This is a genomic window from Streptococcus sp. 449_SSPC (genome assembly GCF_001073005.1).
Lineage (GTDB): Bacteria > Bacillota > Bacilli > Lactobacillales > Streptococcaceae > Streptococcus > Streptococcus salivarius_F.
In genome coordinates this window covers 110,782-125,346 of record NZ_JVGR01000021.1, presented here as the reverse complement: position 1 = coordinate 125,346, position 14,565 = coordinate 110,782, and the positions used below count along the sequence as shown (strand labels likewise).

The 14,565-nt window shown below is 39.6% G+C and carries 17 protein-coding genes; 1 reads left to right on the top strand and 16 read right to left on the bottom strand.

What is annotated here, in order from left to right:
• Window positions 1-11: 11 nt before the first annotated feature.
• The 4 genes from ADH51_RS04090 to ADH51_RS04075 form a co-directional block, all read right to left on the bottom strand.
• Window positions 12-293 carry a DUF1294 domain-containing protein gene (locus ADH51_RS04090; protein WP_037604432.1) on the bottom strand — a complete coding sequence of 94 codons (282 nt, stop codon included), beginning with the start codon at window positions 291-293 and terminating at the stop codon, window positions 12-14.
• A 4-nt stretch (window positions 294-297) separates the two neighbouring features.
• Complete coding sequence (leuB, locus tag ADH51_RS04085; RefSeq protein ID WP_002884071.1) at window positions 298-1,335, bottom strand: 3-isopropylmalate dehydrogenase; 1,038 nt, start codon at window positions 1,333-1,335, stop codon at window positions 298-300.
• 18 nt (window positions 1,336-1,353) lie between these two features.
• Window positions 1,354-2,910 carry a 2-isopropylmalate synthase gene (locus tag ADH51_RS04080; protein ID WP_004182645.1) on the bottom strand — a complete coding sequence of 519 codons (1,557 nt, stop codon included), beginning with the start codon at window positions 2,908-2,910 and terminating at the stop codon, window positions 1,354-1,356.
• 346 nt (window positions 2,911-3,256) lie between these two features.
• The gene (locus tag ADH51_RS04075; protein ID WP_002884137.1) at window positions 3,257-3,949 is read right to left on the bottom strand and encodes a phosphoglycerate mutase; all 693 of its coding nucleotides are present in this window, start codon (window positions 3,947-3,949) and stop codon (window positions 3,257-3,259) included.
• 256 nt (window positions 3,950-4,205) lie between these two features.
• On the opposite strand from ADH51_RS04075, the gene ADH51_RS04070 reads away from it, so the two are divergent.
• On the top strand, window positions 4,206-5,141 hold the full coding sequence (locus ADH51_RS04070; RefSeq protein ID WP_048674600.1) for a dihydroorotate oxidase: 936 nt from the start codon (window positions 4,206-4,208) through the stop codon (window positions 5,139-5,141).
• A 61-nt stretch (window positions 5,142-5,202) separates the two neighbouring features.
• On the opposite strand, the gene ADH51_RS04065 is transcribed toward ADH51_RS04070, so the two are convergent.
• From ADH51_RS04065 to ADH51_RS04010, 12 genes are all read right to left on the bottom strand, one after another.
• On the bottom strand, window positions 5,203-5,403 hold the full coding sequence (locus tag ADH51_RS04065) for a hypothetical protein (protein ID WP_002883994.1): 201 nt from the start codon (window positions 5,401-5,403) through the stop codon (window positions 5,203-5,205).
• A gap of 59 nt (window positions 5,404-5,462) precedes the next feature.
• A complete protein-coding gene (locus ADH51_RS04060) occupies window positions 5,463-5,738 on the bottom strand; it encodes an HU family DNA-binding protein (RefSeq protein ID WP_002884048.1) in 276 nt (91 codons plus the stop codon).
• Window positions 5,739-5,874: 136 nt separating this feature from the next.
• The gene (locus ADH51_RS04055; RefSeq protein WP_048674598.1) at window positions 5,875-6,447 is read right to left on the bottom strand and encodes a YpmS family protein; all 573 of its coding nucleotides are present in this window, start codon (window positions 6,445-6,447) and stop codon (window positions 5,875-5,877) included.
• A complete protein-coding gene (locus tag ADH51_RS04050) occupies window positions 6,440-7,315 on the bottom strand; it encodes an SGNH/GDSL hydrolase family protein (RefSeq protein ID WP_048674595.1) in 876 nt (291 codons plus the stop codon). The genes ADH51_RS04055 and ADH51_RS04050 overlap by 8 nt, the downstream gene beginning before the upstream one ends.
• Window positions 7,308-8,144, bottom strand: coding sequence for a DegV family protein (locus tag ADH51_RS04045; RefSeq protein WP_048674592.1), 837 nt, complete (start codon window positions 8,142-8,144; stop codon window positions 7,308-7,310). The genes ADH51_RS04050 and ADH51_RS04045 overlap by 8 nt, the downstream gene beginning before the upstream one ends.
• Window positions 8,145-8,213: 69 nt before the next feature.
• Complete coding sequence (recN, locus tag ADH51_RS04040; protein WP_048674589.1) at window positions 8,214-9,884, bottom strand: DNA repair protein RecN; 1,671 nt, start codon at window positions 9,882-9,884, stop codon at window positions 8,214-8,216.
• Window positions 9,885-9,892: 8 nt separating this feature from the next.
• Window positions 9,893-10,339, bottom strand: a complete 447-nt coding sequence (locus tag ADH51_RS04035) for an arginine repressor (protein ID WP_048674586.1) — start codon at window positions 10,337-10,339, stop codon at window positions 9,893-9,895.
• Window positions 10,326-11,153: a TlyA family RNA methyltransferase gene (locus ADH51_RS04030; protein ID WP_048674584.1), complete on the bottom strand. Its 828-nt coding sequence runs from the start codon at window positions 11,151-11,153 to the stop codon at window positions 10,326-10,328. The genes ADH51_RS04035 and ADH51_RS04030 overlap by 14 nt, the downstream gene beginning before the upstream one ends.
• Entirely contained in the window at window positions 11,146-12,018 is an 873-nt protein-coding gene (locus ADH51_RS04025; RefSeq protein WP_048674581.1) for a polyprenyl synthetase family protein, read from the bottom strand. The genes ADH51_RS04030 and ADH51_RS04025 overlap by 8 nt, the downstream gene beginning before the upstream one ends.
• Window positions 12,018-12,233: an exodeoxyribonuclease VII small subunit gene (locus ADH51_RS04020; RefSeq protein ID WP_002884058.1), complete on the bottom strand. Its 216-nt coding sequence runs from the start codon at window positions 12,231-12,233 to the stop codon at window positions 12,018-12,020. The genes ADH51_RS04025 and ADH51_RS04020 overlap by 1 nt, the downstream gene beginning before the upstream one ends.
• Window positions 12,223-13,551, bottom strand: coding sequence for an exodeoxyribonuclease VII large subunit (xseA, locus tag ADH51_RS04015; protein ID WP_048674578.1), 1,329 nt, complete (start codon window positions 13,549-13,551; stop codon window positions 12,223-12,225). Before xseA ends, ADH51_RS04020 begins: the two co-directional genes overlap by 11 nt.
• A 186-nt stretch (window positions 13,552-13,737) precedes the next feature.
• Window positions 13,738-14,499, bottom strand: a complete 762-nt coding sequence (locus tag ADH51_RS04010) for a hypothetical protein (protein ID WP_048674575.1) — start codon at window positions 14,497-14,499, stop codon at window positions 13,738-13,740.
• Window positions 14,500-14,565: the final 66 nt, after the last annotated feature.

The window sequence follows — 14,565 nt, the reverse complement described above, 5'->3', positions numbered from 1 at the left end:
CTAAGGATTGGTTAATCCGAAAGTTTCGTTAGGATAAGGTATAAAAGAAGAACATCCATAACAATTCCTATAAGCCAGCAAAGCTTAAAGTACCATTTGTTAATTTTGTGTCTAAAAAGTCTTCCACCTATAAAGGCACCGATACCACCAAAAATAAGGGTCTGCAATAATAATACCTTCTCAGAAATCCGTCTCTTATGTCGAATAGCCTTTCTTTTATCAAGTCCATAAACACATAAAACAAGGAGATTCCATACCAACAAAACACTTAGTAACACTAGTTTTAGTGTCATGAGTTTAGAGATTGCTAATAATAGCTGCTGTCATTTCAGCAGTCGAAGCCTGACCACCCAAATCACGTGTCAAGATACCTTGATTCAAGGTCTTATCAACAGCATTTTCAATCAATTCTGCCCCTTCAGTTTCATTGAAACTTTCACGCAACATCATAGCTACTGATAAAATCATTGAAATTGGGTTGGCGATACCTTGACCAGCGATGTCTGGTGCTGAACCATGGATTGGTTCATAAAGACTCGGACCATTTTCAGAATGACTAGCAGATGGCATAACACCTAAAGTTCCTGGAAGGACACTTGATTCATCAGACAAGATATCTCCAAAAAGGTTTTCTGTCACAACCACGTCAAAACGAGCTGGGTTGGTAATCATGATCATTGCCGCACTATCGACGAGTTGGTGTTCAAGAGTTACATCTGGAAACTCCAAAGAAACTTCATCAGCAATCTTACGCCACAATTTAGAAGTTGCCAATACATTTTGTTTATCAATACTAGTGACCTTTTTGCCACGACCTTGGGCAATCTTGAAAGCACGACGCATGATACGACGAATCTCATCTGCTGAATAATCATTGATATCACGAGCCTTATCTTCTTCGAGAATATGTTCACCAAAGTAAATACCACCTGTAAGCTCACGAACAACGACGAAGTCTACTCCTTCGATACGCTCAGGTTTAAGAGGTGACAAGTGTTTCAAAGCATCAAAGATGCGGACAGGACGGATATTAGCAAAGAGATTCAACTCTTTACGAATGGCCAAGAGTCCTTGCTCAGGACGAACTGGCGCATTGTCATATTTAGGTCCACCAATTGCAGCCAAGAGGATAGCATCTGCTGATTTAGCAGCATCCAAAGTTGACTTAGGAAGTGGATGACCTTCGGCATCAATACCAGCACCACCAAATGGTTTAGCATCAATGTCATAATCAAATCCAATTTTTGAAGCTACTTTTTCAAGAACTTCAAGACCCGCTGCCATAATCTCAGGTCCAATTCCATCACCTGAAAGTGTTACAATTTTCTTTGTCATGTTTAAATCCTCTTTGGCTTATGGAAGGTCACGATAAGAAACTTTACGTGCCATCTCACCAGCATTTTCTTTTTGAACCAATGTATTAGCATTGATATAGGCAATTGCTGATGCTTTCAAGACATCAAAGTCCAAACCAGATGCATTGAAAATAGTATCTGTATCTACATTTTCAACAGTTACAAGTACACGCGCTTGCGCATCAATACCATCAGTTACAGCGTCAATATTATAAGAAGTCAAGCGAACTGTTTGGTTGAAGAATTTGTCAATAGCATTGAAGATAGCTTCAACTGACCCTTGACCATTGGCCAAAAATTCTACAGATTCACCGTCTTCATTAGCCAAGCTTACTGTAGCAGTGATTGTTTCATCAGCATTAGTAGTCAAGCGAAGATCTTCGAAGTGGAAACCTTCTGGATTATCTACACTAGTACCAGCAACAAGTGCACGAATGTCTGCATCTGTGATATCATGTTTTTTCCCAGCCAAGACTTTAAATTTGGCAAAGAGTGGTTTGATATCTTCTTCAACAAAGTCAAGCTCAAGTTCTTTCAATTTTTCAACAAAGGCATGACGTCCTGACAATTTACCAAGAGGAAGACTGTTACTCTTCACACCTACCAATTCTGGTGTGAAGATTTCATAAGTTTGTGGGTTCTTAAGAACACCATCTTGGTGGATACCTGATTCATGAGAGAAGGCATTTCCACCAACAACAGCTTTATTTTTAGGAACAGGAATTCCAGAGAAGCGAGAAACAAGCTCTGAAGTATTCATTGTTTCATTAAGAACAATATCACTTGTTGCTTGGAAGAAGTCTTCACGAATTTTCAAAGCAACAGCTACTTCTTCAAGAGCAACATTACCCGCACGCTCACCAATACCATTGACTGTTCCCTGAACACGTCCAGCACCATGTTTAATTGCTGTCAAAGTATTTGCAGTTGCCATACCAAGGTCATCGTGGCAGTGAACACCAAAGACAACTTTATGATCTGATTTAATATTTTCAGTCAAGTGATCAAAAATACGTGCAAACTCTTCTGGAGTCGTAAAGCCAACTGTATCAGGAATATTAATATATGAGGCACCAGCATCAACTGCTGTTTGAACAACTTCAGTCAAGAAATCAAGCTCAGTACGAGTAGCATCTTCAGGAGAAAACTCAACAACTTCAAATTTTGAACGTGCATATGACACATGTTCTTTTACAGCTTCAAGAATTTCTTCTTTTGATTTCTTCAATTTAAACTCACGATGAATCGGACTTGTTGCGATAAAGACATGAATTTGTGGATACTTAGCATCTTTCAAAGCTTCATAACAAGCATCAATATCAGATTTTACTGAACGAGCCAAACCAGTAACAGAAGTTGTTGTCATAGCTTCTGCAATTTGTTTTACTGCCTCAAATGAATCTGGACTAGCTGCAGGGAAACCTGCTTCGATTACAGAAATTCCCCATTTTTCAAGTTGCTTAGCAATGGCAACTTTTTCTTTGATTGAGAAGTTAACTCCAGGTGTTTGTTCCCCATCACGAAGACTTGTATCAAAAAATTCAACTTTACGCATAGACAATCCTCTTTCTAAAAGTAAAAACGATAGTAGTAAAAAAACATCTCACTCGGAAACCCAAGCGAGATGTTTTTACCTCCCGCTTGGTAAGCCAAACAGGACTAATGCTTTTGCACTAGCCCTCATTACGCAATAGCAAAACAGTTGTAGTTGCGAATGTCATTTGACTCATTTCCTTTCGATGTATCTTGGTTAATATGATACATCTTTCCAACTTGAAAGTCAAGGAAAAATTACTGAATTGACTGACTTTTCTGACCACTATTTACATTTATTTTCAGTAAAAGAAAAAAGCTGACCGAAGTCAACTTTTTAATTGTTAATGATAACTACTTATCTCAGCTTATTTTCCGAGGTAGTATTCGTTAACAACGTTCAATTTTTCGTCAAATTCGAATACCAATGGTGGGAAGTTTGGAATTTCAACATCCATGATTTCGTCGTCTGACAATTGTTTGATGTGTTTAACAAGGGCACGGATTGAGTTACCGTGTGCACCTACGAATACGTTTTTACCATCTTTAAGAGCTGGAGCGATTTTATCTTCCCAAAATGGAAGGGCACGTTCCAAAGTAACTTTCAAGTTTTCAGCATCTGGAATTACTGAATCGTCAAGTGAAGCGTAACGACGGTCAGTGTGTGCTGAGTGCTCATCATCACGATCCATTGCTGGAGGCAATACATCGTATGAACGACGCCAAATGTGAACTTGCTCATCACCAAATTGTTCAGCAGCTTCTGCTTTGTTTTTACCAGTCAAACCACCGTAGTGACGTTCGTTCAAGCGCCATGATTTTTCAACTGGAACCCAAAGTTGGTCAGATGCTTCAAGAGCCAAGTTAGTTGTTTTGATCGCACGTTTCAATACTGAAGTGTATGCTTGATCAAATTCGATACCAGCTTCTTTGATCAATTTACCAGCGTCGATAGCTTGTTGAGTACCTTTTTCAGAAAGATCTACGTCAGCCCAACCTGTGAAAAGGTTAGCTTTGTTCCATTCAGACTCACCGTGGCGAGCGAAAACCAATTTTACCATTAGTTATGTCTCCTTTTTATTTTGGGTTAAACCCATTTACTCCCTCTATTCTACCCAAAAAACCTTGAAAAAGCTAGCATAATCCAAAAAATTCTGTAAAATTCTATTACATCCTGTCAGTCTCAAAAGCGAAGGTATTAGAAATTCACTTTAGATGCTTTTGCATATCCATTATTTCCTTGTTTTAGGCCTTCATTCATGCTAAAATGAGATGAATTAGTAACATTTTACATTGTTATCTTTAAAGGAGGATCTTATGGTTTCTACTGCTACAAAAGTTGGTCAGTTTACATTTTCTAACTGTCTTATGAATGCTGCGGGTGTTCATTGTATGACTAAGGGAGAATTGGCAGAGGTCGAGGCTTCAGCTGCAGGTTCATTCGTCACAAAAACAGGGACACTTGAAGCCCGCCCTGGTAATCCTGAACCACGTTATGTTAATGTCCCTCTTGGGTCAATCAACTCAATGGGCTTGCCAAATAACGGTTTTGAATACTACCTTGACTATGTCATTGAATTGCAAAAGCAACCCAATACAAAAAATCATTTTCTTTCACTTGTTGGTCTCTCACCTGAGGAAACGCATACTATTCTTAAAAAAGTTCAAGAAAGTGACTACGAGGGGCTTGTAGAACTCAACCTTTCATGTCCTAACGTTCCAGGTAAACCTCAAATTGCTTACGATTTTGAAACAACAACCGAGATCCTAACTGAGGTCTTCTCTTACTTTACGAAACCTCTTGGTGTGAAATTACCACCATATTTTGATATTGTGCACTTTGACCAAGCTGCTGCAGTGTTCAACCAATTCCCACTTGTCTTTGTTAACTGTGTGAACTCAATTGGTAATGGGCTTTACATTGAAGATGAATCTGTTGTCATCAAACCCAAGAATGGTTTTGGTGGTATCGGGGGTGACTACATCAAACCTACTGCCTTAGCAAACGTTCACGCTTTCTACCAACGTCTGAAACCTGAAATCCAAATTATTGGTACTGGTGGTGTCAAATCTGGTCGTGATGCCTTTGAACACATCCTCTGTGGTGCAAGTATGGTACAAGTGGGTACTGCCCTTCAAAAAGAAGGTGTCGCTGTTTTTGACCGTATTACTAAAGAACTTAAAGAAATCATGGAAGAAAAAGGTTACGAAACTCTTGAAGACTTCCGAGGAAAACTTCACTACATTGACTAGTCTACAAAAAAAGTTTGGAAGGTCTTCCAAACTTTTTTATTATTTGATGAGGATTCTCTTATTAGACAAGACCATCATCGTCACGTTCATCCCAGTCTTCAAAAGGATCCTTGCCCTCTTTCTCAGCTTGAAGACGTTTCTGACGAGCTTCTTCGATTTGTTTTTCACTTGGCTTCATCAGTTTGCTAATAGCAACAATACCTGATAGTTTAATAACAGTAAAAACCAAAAGAAAAATCAATACCACTGTTATGGTTTTCATAGATTTCCTTAACTTATTTCGTATAAATCAAAACCCCTAAAAACTTAGGGGTTTTTACATTATTTAACTGCGTCTTTAAGAGCTTTACCAGCTTTAAATGCAGGAACTTTAGAAGCTGCGATTGAGATAGCTTCACCAGTTTGTGGGTTACGACCTTGACGAGCAGCGCGTTCGCGTACTTCAAAGTTACCGAAACCGATCAATTGTACTTTTTCACCTGCAGCAAGGAATTCTTCGATAGAAGCGAAAACTGCATCTACAGCTGCTGCTGAATCTTTTTTAGTAAGCTCAGTTGCTTCTGCAACTTTAGCGATCAAATCTTGTTTGTTAGCCATTGTAACAATCCTCCAATTTATTTCTAAGCGAATAGTTTTTTTAGCGCTTGAACAAGTATTATCTTATCCTAAAAGGCCTATGAGGTCAAGTAATAAACGCTAATTTAATCGCTTTTTTGCAAAAAGTAAAGGCTTTTTAATTTATTGTCTTATAGATGTCAAATTCGATACGGTCATTAACCAAATCAAGGCTTTGAGCACGTGCTGTTATCCCCTTCTCATTCTTCATAGACTGAATATTTAGGGTAACCTTTCCCTTCTTACTATCGATGGCGATGTAATCAGGAAGGTTGGTTGAACGTTTAATCATCTTAAGGACATCCGAAACAGGCAGTTTCAAGGTTCCAGCTGAAAGCTCAGAAACATGAAGTACAATTGCTCCTGATTCACTAACAACCGGCGTAAAGTAGACATAAAGAGGAACAGGATGACCTAAAACCTTATAGCTACTTTCGAAAACAATTTTAGAATTGGTAACCTTGACCTTGAAAAGCATCTTATCGGTCGAATAATCTTGGGCAAAGCCTGTAAGAGCAGCGTCAAGCTCCTCCCTAGTCATACTATACTTACCAATTTTAGTTGCTCCCTTAGGTAGGGATACAGAACTCGTCGTCTCCACTGGAGTCATGATTCTATAGGCCACAACACTAACTAAGGCTAGATTTAAGGCCAAGAGTCCTAAAAATAACCACTTCCATATCTTACTCACCTGACCACTCCTTCTTTGTTTGGTTAATACGTTTCAAAATGGCATCTGACATAATTTGATAACCTGTATTATTTGGATGAAAATGATCATCCTCAAAAAGAGCATCATTCAGGCTATCTTGAGAAGATTTACTAGACTGAGACGAATCATCAGAGCTTGTAACACCGCCCTTACCGTCAATTCCCTTATAAAGCAAATCATTTACAGGAACAAAATAGACATTATCGTACTTCTTGCACACTTCTTCAGTAGATTGGTTCCAATTATCCACGATAGTTTGCATTTCTGTCATCTCTGGAAAATTAAGATAAAAAGGATTGTAAATACCAACAATATAAATTGGCAATGTTTTATTATTCTTACGAGCAAGCTCAATAATCTGTCCTAATCTCTTTTGATAGGCCTGAGCTGGCTTAGTGAAGGTGTCTACATTAAGATTAGTGATATTGTCCTTAATGACATGGATTACATCATTACCTCCAACTGTAAGAGTCATCACTTTAGCCTTCTTGAGATCTCTTTGAATATCCTTCTTTTCTTGCATTCTCTTGAGAATTTGATTGCTCGTATTCCCTGCGATACCATAGTTGCGAGAGGTCACTTGCCAGTCAAAATCTGACTCTAAGGCCTGAGACAAAACAGGAACAAAGCCCCCTTGATTACTACTATCACCTACACCTTGCGTAAGGGAATCACCGATAGCAACATAGGTGACCTTTTCATTTTTAATAGATTTTATCTTTTCTGCAATTTTTGATGACTGATGCGCACTAGGAACTACAAAAATGAAGAAGCCGACAAATAAGAGAAAAAGCAAGAAGAAGCCTACAAGGCTTCTAACTAATTCTGATTCTTTCCACTTATTCATAACGAACCGTTACGGCAAAGGCGCCTTCACCAGTGTGCGTTTGAATGATGGAACCAGTCTCAAGGATTGAAATTGGAGCACCCAAAACCTCAAGTTTTTCAGCCATTTCATGTGCAAAATCAGGTGTCCCTGCATAAGAAATACCAATCTCTGCCACTTTGCGATCCTTGATACTATCAATATAAGAATCCAACCATTTCGTGAATGTCTTAGCACCACGACCCTTCGCAATGGTATTTAACTGATAGTCTTTCAACTCCATAATGACACGGATATTGAGCAATGAAGATAATAGACCTGTTACACGTCCGATACGGCCACCTTTGACAAGATTCTCAAGGGTAGACACACCGATATGAAGTTCAGATTTACTTTTTACTTCTTCCACATGTGCTACAATCTCATCAAGACTTGCTCCTGCTTCAGCTAGTTTAGCTGCTTCAACAACCTGAAACTTGAGACACTGATCTGTAAAGCCTGAATCGATAACGGTTACATCTGCTCCTGACAGGCTAGCTCCTTGACGTGAGGCTTCACATGTTCCAGAGAGTGTATGCATGATGTGGATAGCCACAATCTGTTCCGCACCTTCTTTGACAAGCTTTTCATATGTCTCAGCAAACAAACCTACTGGTGGTTGGCTAGTCTTTGGTAACTCTTTACTATGCTTCATCATATCCAAGAAACGGCCTTCTTCTCGAAGATCACTATCTGAATAGATGACACCGTCCACCATAACCGACAATGGAACAACAGTGATATTATATTTTTCAACCAATTCTGGTTCAATCGTAATTGACGAATCGGTTACAATTCTGATTTTACTCATATTTTTCTCGCTTAACACAAATTTTTATTCTATTATAGCATGACTGGAAAACTTTTCCCAAGTCTTTTTCTAAAGAGAGTCATCCACCTTTAACAAGGCTCTTGCTTGGCTCAAGGCAGCCTCTGTCACATTATCTCCTGCTAACATCTTAGCAATTTCTTGCACCCTTTCCTCAGGTGTCAAGAGACGAACACGAGAGACAGTCGTCTCATTATCGCTTTCCTTAGAAATAAAGAACTGATAATCAGCAATGGCAATAACTTGTGGAAGGTGACTGATGGCCAAGACCTGACCATGACTCCCAATCTTATGAATTTTCTGAGCGATGGCTTGGGCAACACGACCTGAAACGCCAGTATCAACCTCATCAAAGACAATACTTGTTTTGTCTTCTTTGCGGGCAAAGGCTGACTTAATCGCTAACATGAGTCGAGATAATTCTCCTCCTGAAGCAACCTTAACAAGCGGTTTAAAGCCTTCACCTGGATTGGTTGAGATGTAAAACTCAACCTGCTCATTGCCATCACGGTTAAATTTCCCTTTAGTAAAGGTAACTTTAAAATCAGCCTTATCCATGTAAAGGTCGCATAACTCGTTCTTAATTTCAGCTTCAAGAGCCTTAGCTATTTGATGGCGTGCCGTTTGTAGTGTCTCTGCAGACGCTAGCAGATCTTTTTCAAGTTGCTTAAGCTCTTGTTCCATGGCATCTGACGAACTGGAATTGCCAGTCAGAAGATTGTACTCTTTACTTGAATTTTCCAGATAATCCAAGACGTCATCAACAGTTCCACCATATTTACGAGTAATTGCATTAATCGTATCTAAGCGGTGTTCAATCTCTTGCAAACGCCCAGCATCAAAGTCCAAATTATCCAAAAGGTCACCAAGTTGCTTAGTGACATCTTCAAGAACATAATAGGCTTCTGATAGATTTCCAGAGAGTTCTTTGTAATCAGAGTCATACTCTTCAAGAGACTGGAGGTCGTTCATAGCAGAACGGACATTTGAAAGGCTTGAAAAATCTTCATTATCCAGCATGACATAGGTATTAGTTAAGGTATCAGCAATCTGCTTATGGTTAAGAAGCTTATCTCGCTCCTTCATCAATGCCAAATCTTCTCCTGATTTTAGAGAGACTGCTTCAATTTCTGCAATCTGAAAAGCTAGCATTTCAATTCGAGCCTTATGCTCCTGCTCATTTTTCTGCTTTTCAAGAACAGCTTTTCTTAACTCACGATAGCGGTCAAAATACTCTTGGTATTCTTTCTTTGTTTGGAAAAATTCCTTATCCCCAAAGGCATCAAGCATGGTAATATGCAGAGCAGGTTTCATAAGTTCTTCCTGGTCATGCTGTCCATGGATATCTACCAAGAAGTGCCCAACAGCTTTAAGCGTCGTTAAATTGACCATCTGTCCATTGATGCGACTAACACTTCTACCATTTTGGAAGATTTCACGACGGATAATCAATTCATCCTCGACAGGAATCCCATTATCTTCCAAGATACTAACCAAGGCAGGATTTTGTTCGATTGAAAAGAAGCCCTGAATTTCAGCCTTAGATGCTGAATGACGGACGACTTCGCTTGAGGCACGTGCGCCCAACATAAGATTCATGGCATCTATAATAATGGACTTACCAGCACCTGTTTCACCAGTAAGGACGGTCATACCATTCTCAAAGTTTAGAGAAATCTCTTCAATAATTGCGAAATTCTTTATCGTAATTTCGAGAAGCATAGGCCCTCCTATTCTTCAACCCACTTAATGATTTGCCCCTGTAGTTCGATAGCTGCTAACTCTGACTGAGCCACTAAAAAGAGGGTATCATCGTCAGCAATGACACTAAAAATCAAATGCTTGTACTCATCCAAAAGAATCTTCTTGATGAGGCGGCTTGTCCCAGGTTGAACAACGATATTCATAAAGGCATGTTGACGATCAACACGCAACAAGCGACGGGGCGCAACAGATGTTCCACCTACTCGTCTAGGAACAGTTGAGAGCCCATAGATGTAAGAACCGTCTTCAGTTGGCACCTTGGTAATACCAATTTCATTGATATCACGCGATACAGTCGCTTGAGTAGCCTTTAATCCCTCATTTTGAAGTAATTTTACCAATTCTCCCTGGGTCGTAATTTTATTTTCTTGGACAATCTTTCGGATTAACTCCAAACGATCATTCTTCTTCATTCTTTTTAAACTCCTTATGTGCTTGTGCTACAACTTCCTTAATAGAGGTTTGAGCATCATTTTGAGGAGAATTTGTCTTCTCCAAGTGTGCGAGAAACTCAATGTTACCATGACCACCTTGGATAGGTGAAAAGTTCAGTTCTTTAACTGAAAAGCCATAGTCAACCGCAAAAGCTGTCACTGTTTCTAACACTTTTTCATGGACACTGCTCTCACGGACAATCCCGTTTTTCCCAATTTGTTCACGGCCTGCCTCAAATTGTGGTTTCACAAGAGCAACAACTTGCCCCTCATCAACCAATATCTTAGCCAACGGCGGTAGAATCAGATTAAGAGAGATGAAGCTGACATCGATCGATGCAAAAGACGGTAGTCCTTCTGTAAAATCAACAGGTTCAGCATAACGGAAATTATATTGCTCCATGGAACGAACACGCTCATCTTGACGCAATTTCCAAACCAACTGATTGGTACCGACATCAACAGCATAAACCAGTTTAGCCCCATTTTGAAGCATAACATCAGTAAACCCACCTGTTGAGGCTCCGATATCAATGGTCGTCATACCTTCAACTGACAGATTGAAAACTTCCAAAGCTTTTTCAAGTTTGAGTCCTCCACGACTCACATACTTAAGCTTCTCACCTTTAAGCTTCAACTCTGTACCGTCGTCGATTTTTTCACCAGGTTTATCGTAACGCTCACCATTGATAACATTAACAACTAAACCTGCCATTACGCCACGTTTTGCTTGTTCTCGTGTTTCAAAAAGGCTTTGTTTATAAGCCAAGACGTCTACTCTTTCCTTAGGCATGGAGTCGTAACCTTTCTATGATTTCTATAATACTATCTTTCTTGAAACCTTGATTCTCAGCTAGATTTTGGAAAATAGCCTCCGCTTTATTGAGTGATTCCTCGAGGATAGCATGTGATTTTTCCAGACCAAGAAGAGCCGGATAGGTTGATTTCCCCGCTACTACATCTTTTCCAGGTGTCTTTCCAAGTTCTTCGAAATCAGCAGTCACATCCAAAATATCATCACGGACTTGAAAGGCAAGGCCGATCAAACGACCAGCTTCTTGGAGATTTTCCAAAACCTCTTGATCTTTTTGAGCAACAATACCAGCCGCCACAAAAGGAAAGGTTAAAAGCTTCCCAGTCTTATGCTCATGAATCTCAGCCAGTTGCGACAAATCAAGTTCCTGACCTTCACCCTTCATATCCAACATCTGGCCACCTACCATACCGAAGGTTCCTGAGGAATGAGACAATGCTTGAATCAATTGAACTCGAATTTCTGCTGATAGCTCTGTTTGAGCCAGAAGGTCAAAGGGATCCAAAAAGAGAGAATCTCCAGCCAAGATTGCCGTTGCTTCATCGAATTTCTTATGGTTGGTTAAACGTCCTCGACGGTAATCATCATCATCCATGGCCGGCAGATCATCGTGAATCAAACTTCCAGTATGAATCATTTCAAGACTTGCAGCAACATCGAAATGACTAGGAGTAAGCTCTAAACCAAATCCTTCAAGTAAATCTAAGAAAATCAGTGGACGAATACGCTTGCCTCCACTATCAACTGAATAAAGGATGGCAGTGATTAAATCACTTGATACAGGAAGATTCTTTTTTTGGTAGTAATCACGGATAGCCGCATCAATTTTATTTAGCTTGCTCATTAGGCATCCATTTCCGTTTCTGTACCATCTGCTTGCATGACCTTAACTAGTGTCTTTTCAGCATCTTCCAAGGTCTTCTGCAAATCTTTAGACAAGGCCATTCCTTTTTGGAACTCAGCAATAGCATCCTCAAGAGCAACATCTCCTGTTTCGAGCTTAGTGACAATGGCTTCTAAGTCCTGTAAATTTTCCTCAAATGTTTTTTTAGTTGACATTTTTCACCTCTACTTCTAGTTCTCCATCTCTCATTTGGACGGTTAATTGATCACCTTCGGTAATATTCTTGGTACTGGTTAAAGGTTTATCATTTTTTTTGACAATGGCATAACCCCTTGCAACAATACGGCTAGTATCTAGAGACAATAAAGCATCCTGTGCCTTTTCTAATCTCACACGGTTACCATTAATGGTGTTCTTGGTTGTGGTCACCAATAAACGTTGCAAAGACTCTCGACGGTCTTGATAGTTCTGAACACTACTCAGAAGATTTAAGCCTTGTAACCGTTGTTTCAAAAGTTCCGCTTTTTTTTGCTTTCGCTCGAAATCTTGACTCACGAAGGTTTCAAGCCTTGTTGTTAGTCGATCCAACTTTTGTAAATAACCATCGTAAAGGCGCTCAGGTTGCCTAAAGACAACAGATTGTGACAGTTTAGCTAAACGTTCTTGATTGTACTGTATACGTCTCAAACAGGCTTGATAGGCTCTATTTTGTCTTTCACGAATCCAAACCAAGGTATCGGCCTTTGATACTGGAGTAGCAAGTTCTGCCGCTGCTGTAGGTGTAGCAGCCCTACGATCTGCAACAAAGTCAGCCAAAGTCGTATCTGTTTCGTGACCAACACTTGAAATCACAGGTAGACGACTCTCAAAAATGGACTGAACAACAATTTCCTCGTTAAAAGCCCAGAGATCTTCAATAGAACCTCCACCACGACCAACGATAAGTAAATCTAAGTCATCCCTTTGATTGGCTTTTTGAATATTTTCAGCAATTTCCTGTGCAGCTCCTTCACCTTGAACCTTGGTAGGGAAAAGTAAGATTTCTACCCCTGGAAAACGACGACTAACGGTCGTAATAATATCTCGAATAACCGCACCACTAGGACTTGTGACAACCCCGATTTTTTTGACAAAATTAGGCAGCGCTTGCTTATGACGATCATCAAAGTAGCCTTCTGCAGTCAATTTTTTACGAAGCTGTTCAAACTGGATAGCCAAAGCTCCAATACCATCCGGCTCAGCCTTCTCGATAATAATGGAATAAGAGCCACTAGGCTCATAAATCTGGACACGACCTACGACATTGATCTTCATACCTTCTTCGAGTTCAAAACCAAGTTTTTTGAAAACTCCAGCCCAAATCGTCGTCTGAATAACAGCTCCTTCATCCTTAAGCGAAAAATATTGGTGACTCGGGCGGCGACGAAAATTGGAAACCTGTCCCGTCAAATATACCCTCTCTAGATAAGGATCACGGTCAAATTTCATTTTCAAATATTTGGTTAAGGATGTGACCGATAAATAGTCTGACACGACAACTCTCCTTTATTTAAGCTATCCTTGAAAACCTGAAGACATTAAAAAAGTTCTGCAGAACTATCATCCCCAAATCTTCTCAGTCGGCTTTTTAATTGTATACACGATTACTTAAAATTATACCAAAAAAGACTGTCAAAAGACAGTCTCAACCACCATTATCAGATGTTTTATATGGTTTCATTAATCGGTTGTATATTTTTTTGAAACGACGTCCCAAGAATCACTTGAACCGTCAATACCACCATAGGCTTCAAGTTGTCCCTTCTTATCTACACGGAAAAGAAGAACATCATTACCATAGGCATCATAAAGTTGAGCATAAACTAGGTTATCATCATCATCCGTCCATGAATAAACATTCCAACCTAGATTTTTATAATTTTCTCCAGTTGAACCTTGTTCTTTAGCATAGGTAGAAACAACCCAGTCTTCTAACTGTTGATCAGACAAAGATGAGGTATCAACTTGAGAGGATTGATTATCAGATGATGCTGCAGCTGCTTCCTTACTTTTTGCCAACTGACCATTTTTCCATGGATTTGTTTCACTCTCTTTTTGGTTATTACTATACCACATCAAGGTAACAACAGGAATAACCACTGCAAGTACTGCAACAACTCCAATTACCCATCTAATGATTTTAGGATCTTTGAGTTTGTCAAAACTCGAAACTTTTCTTCCCTTTGTAGTTTCATTTTTACGACGTCTAAATTCGCTCACAGCTTTTTCCTCTTTTTCTTGAAAGTAGTCCCTTTTTTTCTTTTCCTCTTGTTCCAAGAGCTTTTGCACTTCCCTACGACCCTGTGGATCACTCGTTTGAGCCAATGAAATCTGCAACTGAAAAATACGATTATCCAAAGCTTGCTCATATTCTTTGGCTGCTTCTCTATCACCATTATCAGCTAAGGCTCTCAGATACTCTTCATTACTGAATTCAGCCATTCACTAAATCGCTCCTGCTTCTAAATCGTTTCTTCTATTTTCTTAAAGCCTGAGACTTTTGTCAAG

Bases quoted from the DNA above. Each gene is read 5' to 3' on its own strand.
- ADH51_RS04030 (WP_048674584.1), bottom strand. From the start codon at position 11,153: ATGCCTAAGGAAAGAGTAGACGTCTTGGCTTATAAACAAAGCCTTTTT.
- recN (WP_048674589.1), bottom strand. From the start codon at position 9,884: ATGCTTCTCGAAATTACGATAAAGAATTTCGCAATTATTGAAGAGATT.
- ADH51_RS04075 (WP_002884137.1), bottom strand. From the start codon at position 3,949: ATGGTAAAATTGGTTTTCGCTCGCCACGGTGAGTCTGAATGGAACAAA.
- ADH51_RS04045 (WP_048674592.1), bottom strand. From the start codon at position 8,144: ATGAGTAAAATCAGAATTGTAACCGATTCGTCAATTACGATTGAACCA.
- ADH51_RS04080 (WP_004182645.1), bottom strand. From the start codon at position 2,910: ATGCGTAAAGTTGAATTTTTTGATACAAGTCTTCGTGATGGGGAACAA.
- ADH51_RS04070 (WP_048674600.1), top strand. From the start codon at position 4,206: ATGGTTTCTACTGCTACAAAAGTTGGTCAGTTTACATTTTCTAACTGT.
- ADH51_RS04010 (WP_048674575.1), bottom strand. From the start codon at position 14,499: ATGGCTGAATTCAGTAATGAAGAGTATCTGAGAGCCTTAGCTGATAAT.
- ADH51_RS04025 (WP_048674581.1), bottom strand. From the start codon at position 12,018: ATGAGCAAGCTAAATAAAATTGATGCGGCTATCCGTGATTACTACCAA.
- ADH51_RS04020 (WP_002884058.1), bottom strand. From the start codon at position 12,233: ATGTCAACTAAAAAAACATTTGAGGAAAATTTACAGGACTTAGAAGCC.
- leuB (WP_002884071.1), bottom strand. From the start codon at position 1,335: ATGACAAAGAAAATTGTAACACTTTCAGGTGATGGAATTGGACCTGAG.
- ADH51_RS04060 (WP_002884048.1), bottom strand. From the start codon at position 5,738: ATGGCTAACAAACAAGATTTGATCGCTAAAGTTGCAGAAGCAACTGAG.
- ADH51_RS04035 (WP_048674586.1), bottom strand. From the start codon at position 10,339: ATGAAGAAGAATGATCGTTTGGAGTTAATCCGAAAGATTGTCCAAGAA.
- ADH51_RS04065 (WP_002883994.1), bottom strand. From the start codon at position 5,403: ATGAAAACCATAACAGTGGTATTGATTTTTCTTTTGGTTTTTACTGTT.
- ADH51_RS04090 (WP_037604432.1), bottom strand. From the start codon at position 293: ATGACACTAAAACTAGTGTTACTAAGTGTTTTGTTGGTATGGAATCTC.
- ADH51_RS04050 (WP_048674595.1), bottom strand. From the start codon at position 7,315: ATGAATAAGTGGAAAGAATCAGAATTAGTTAGAAGCCTTGTAGGCTTC.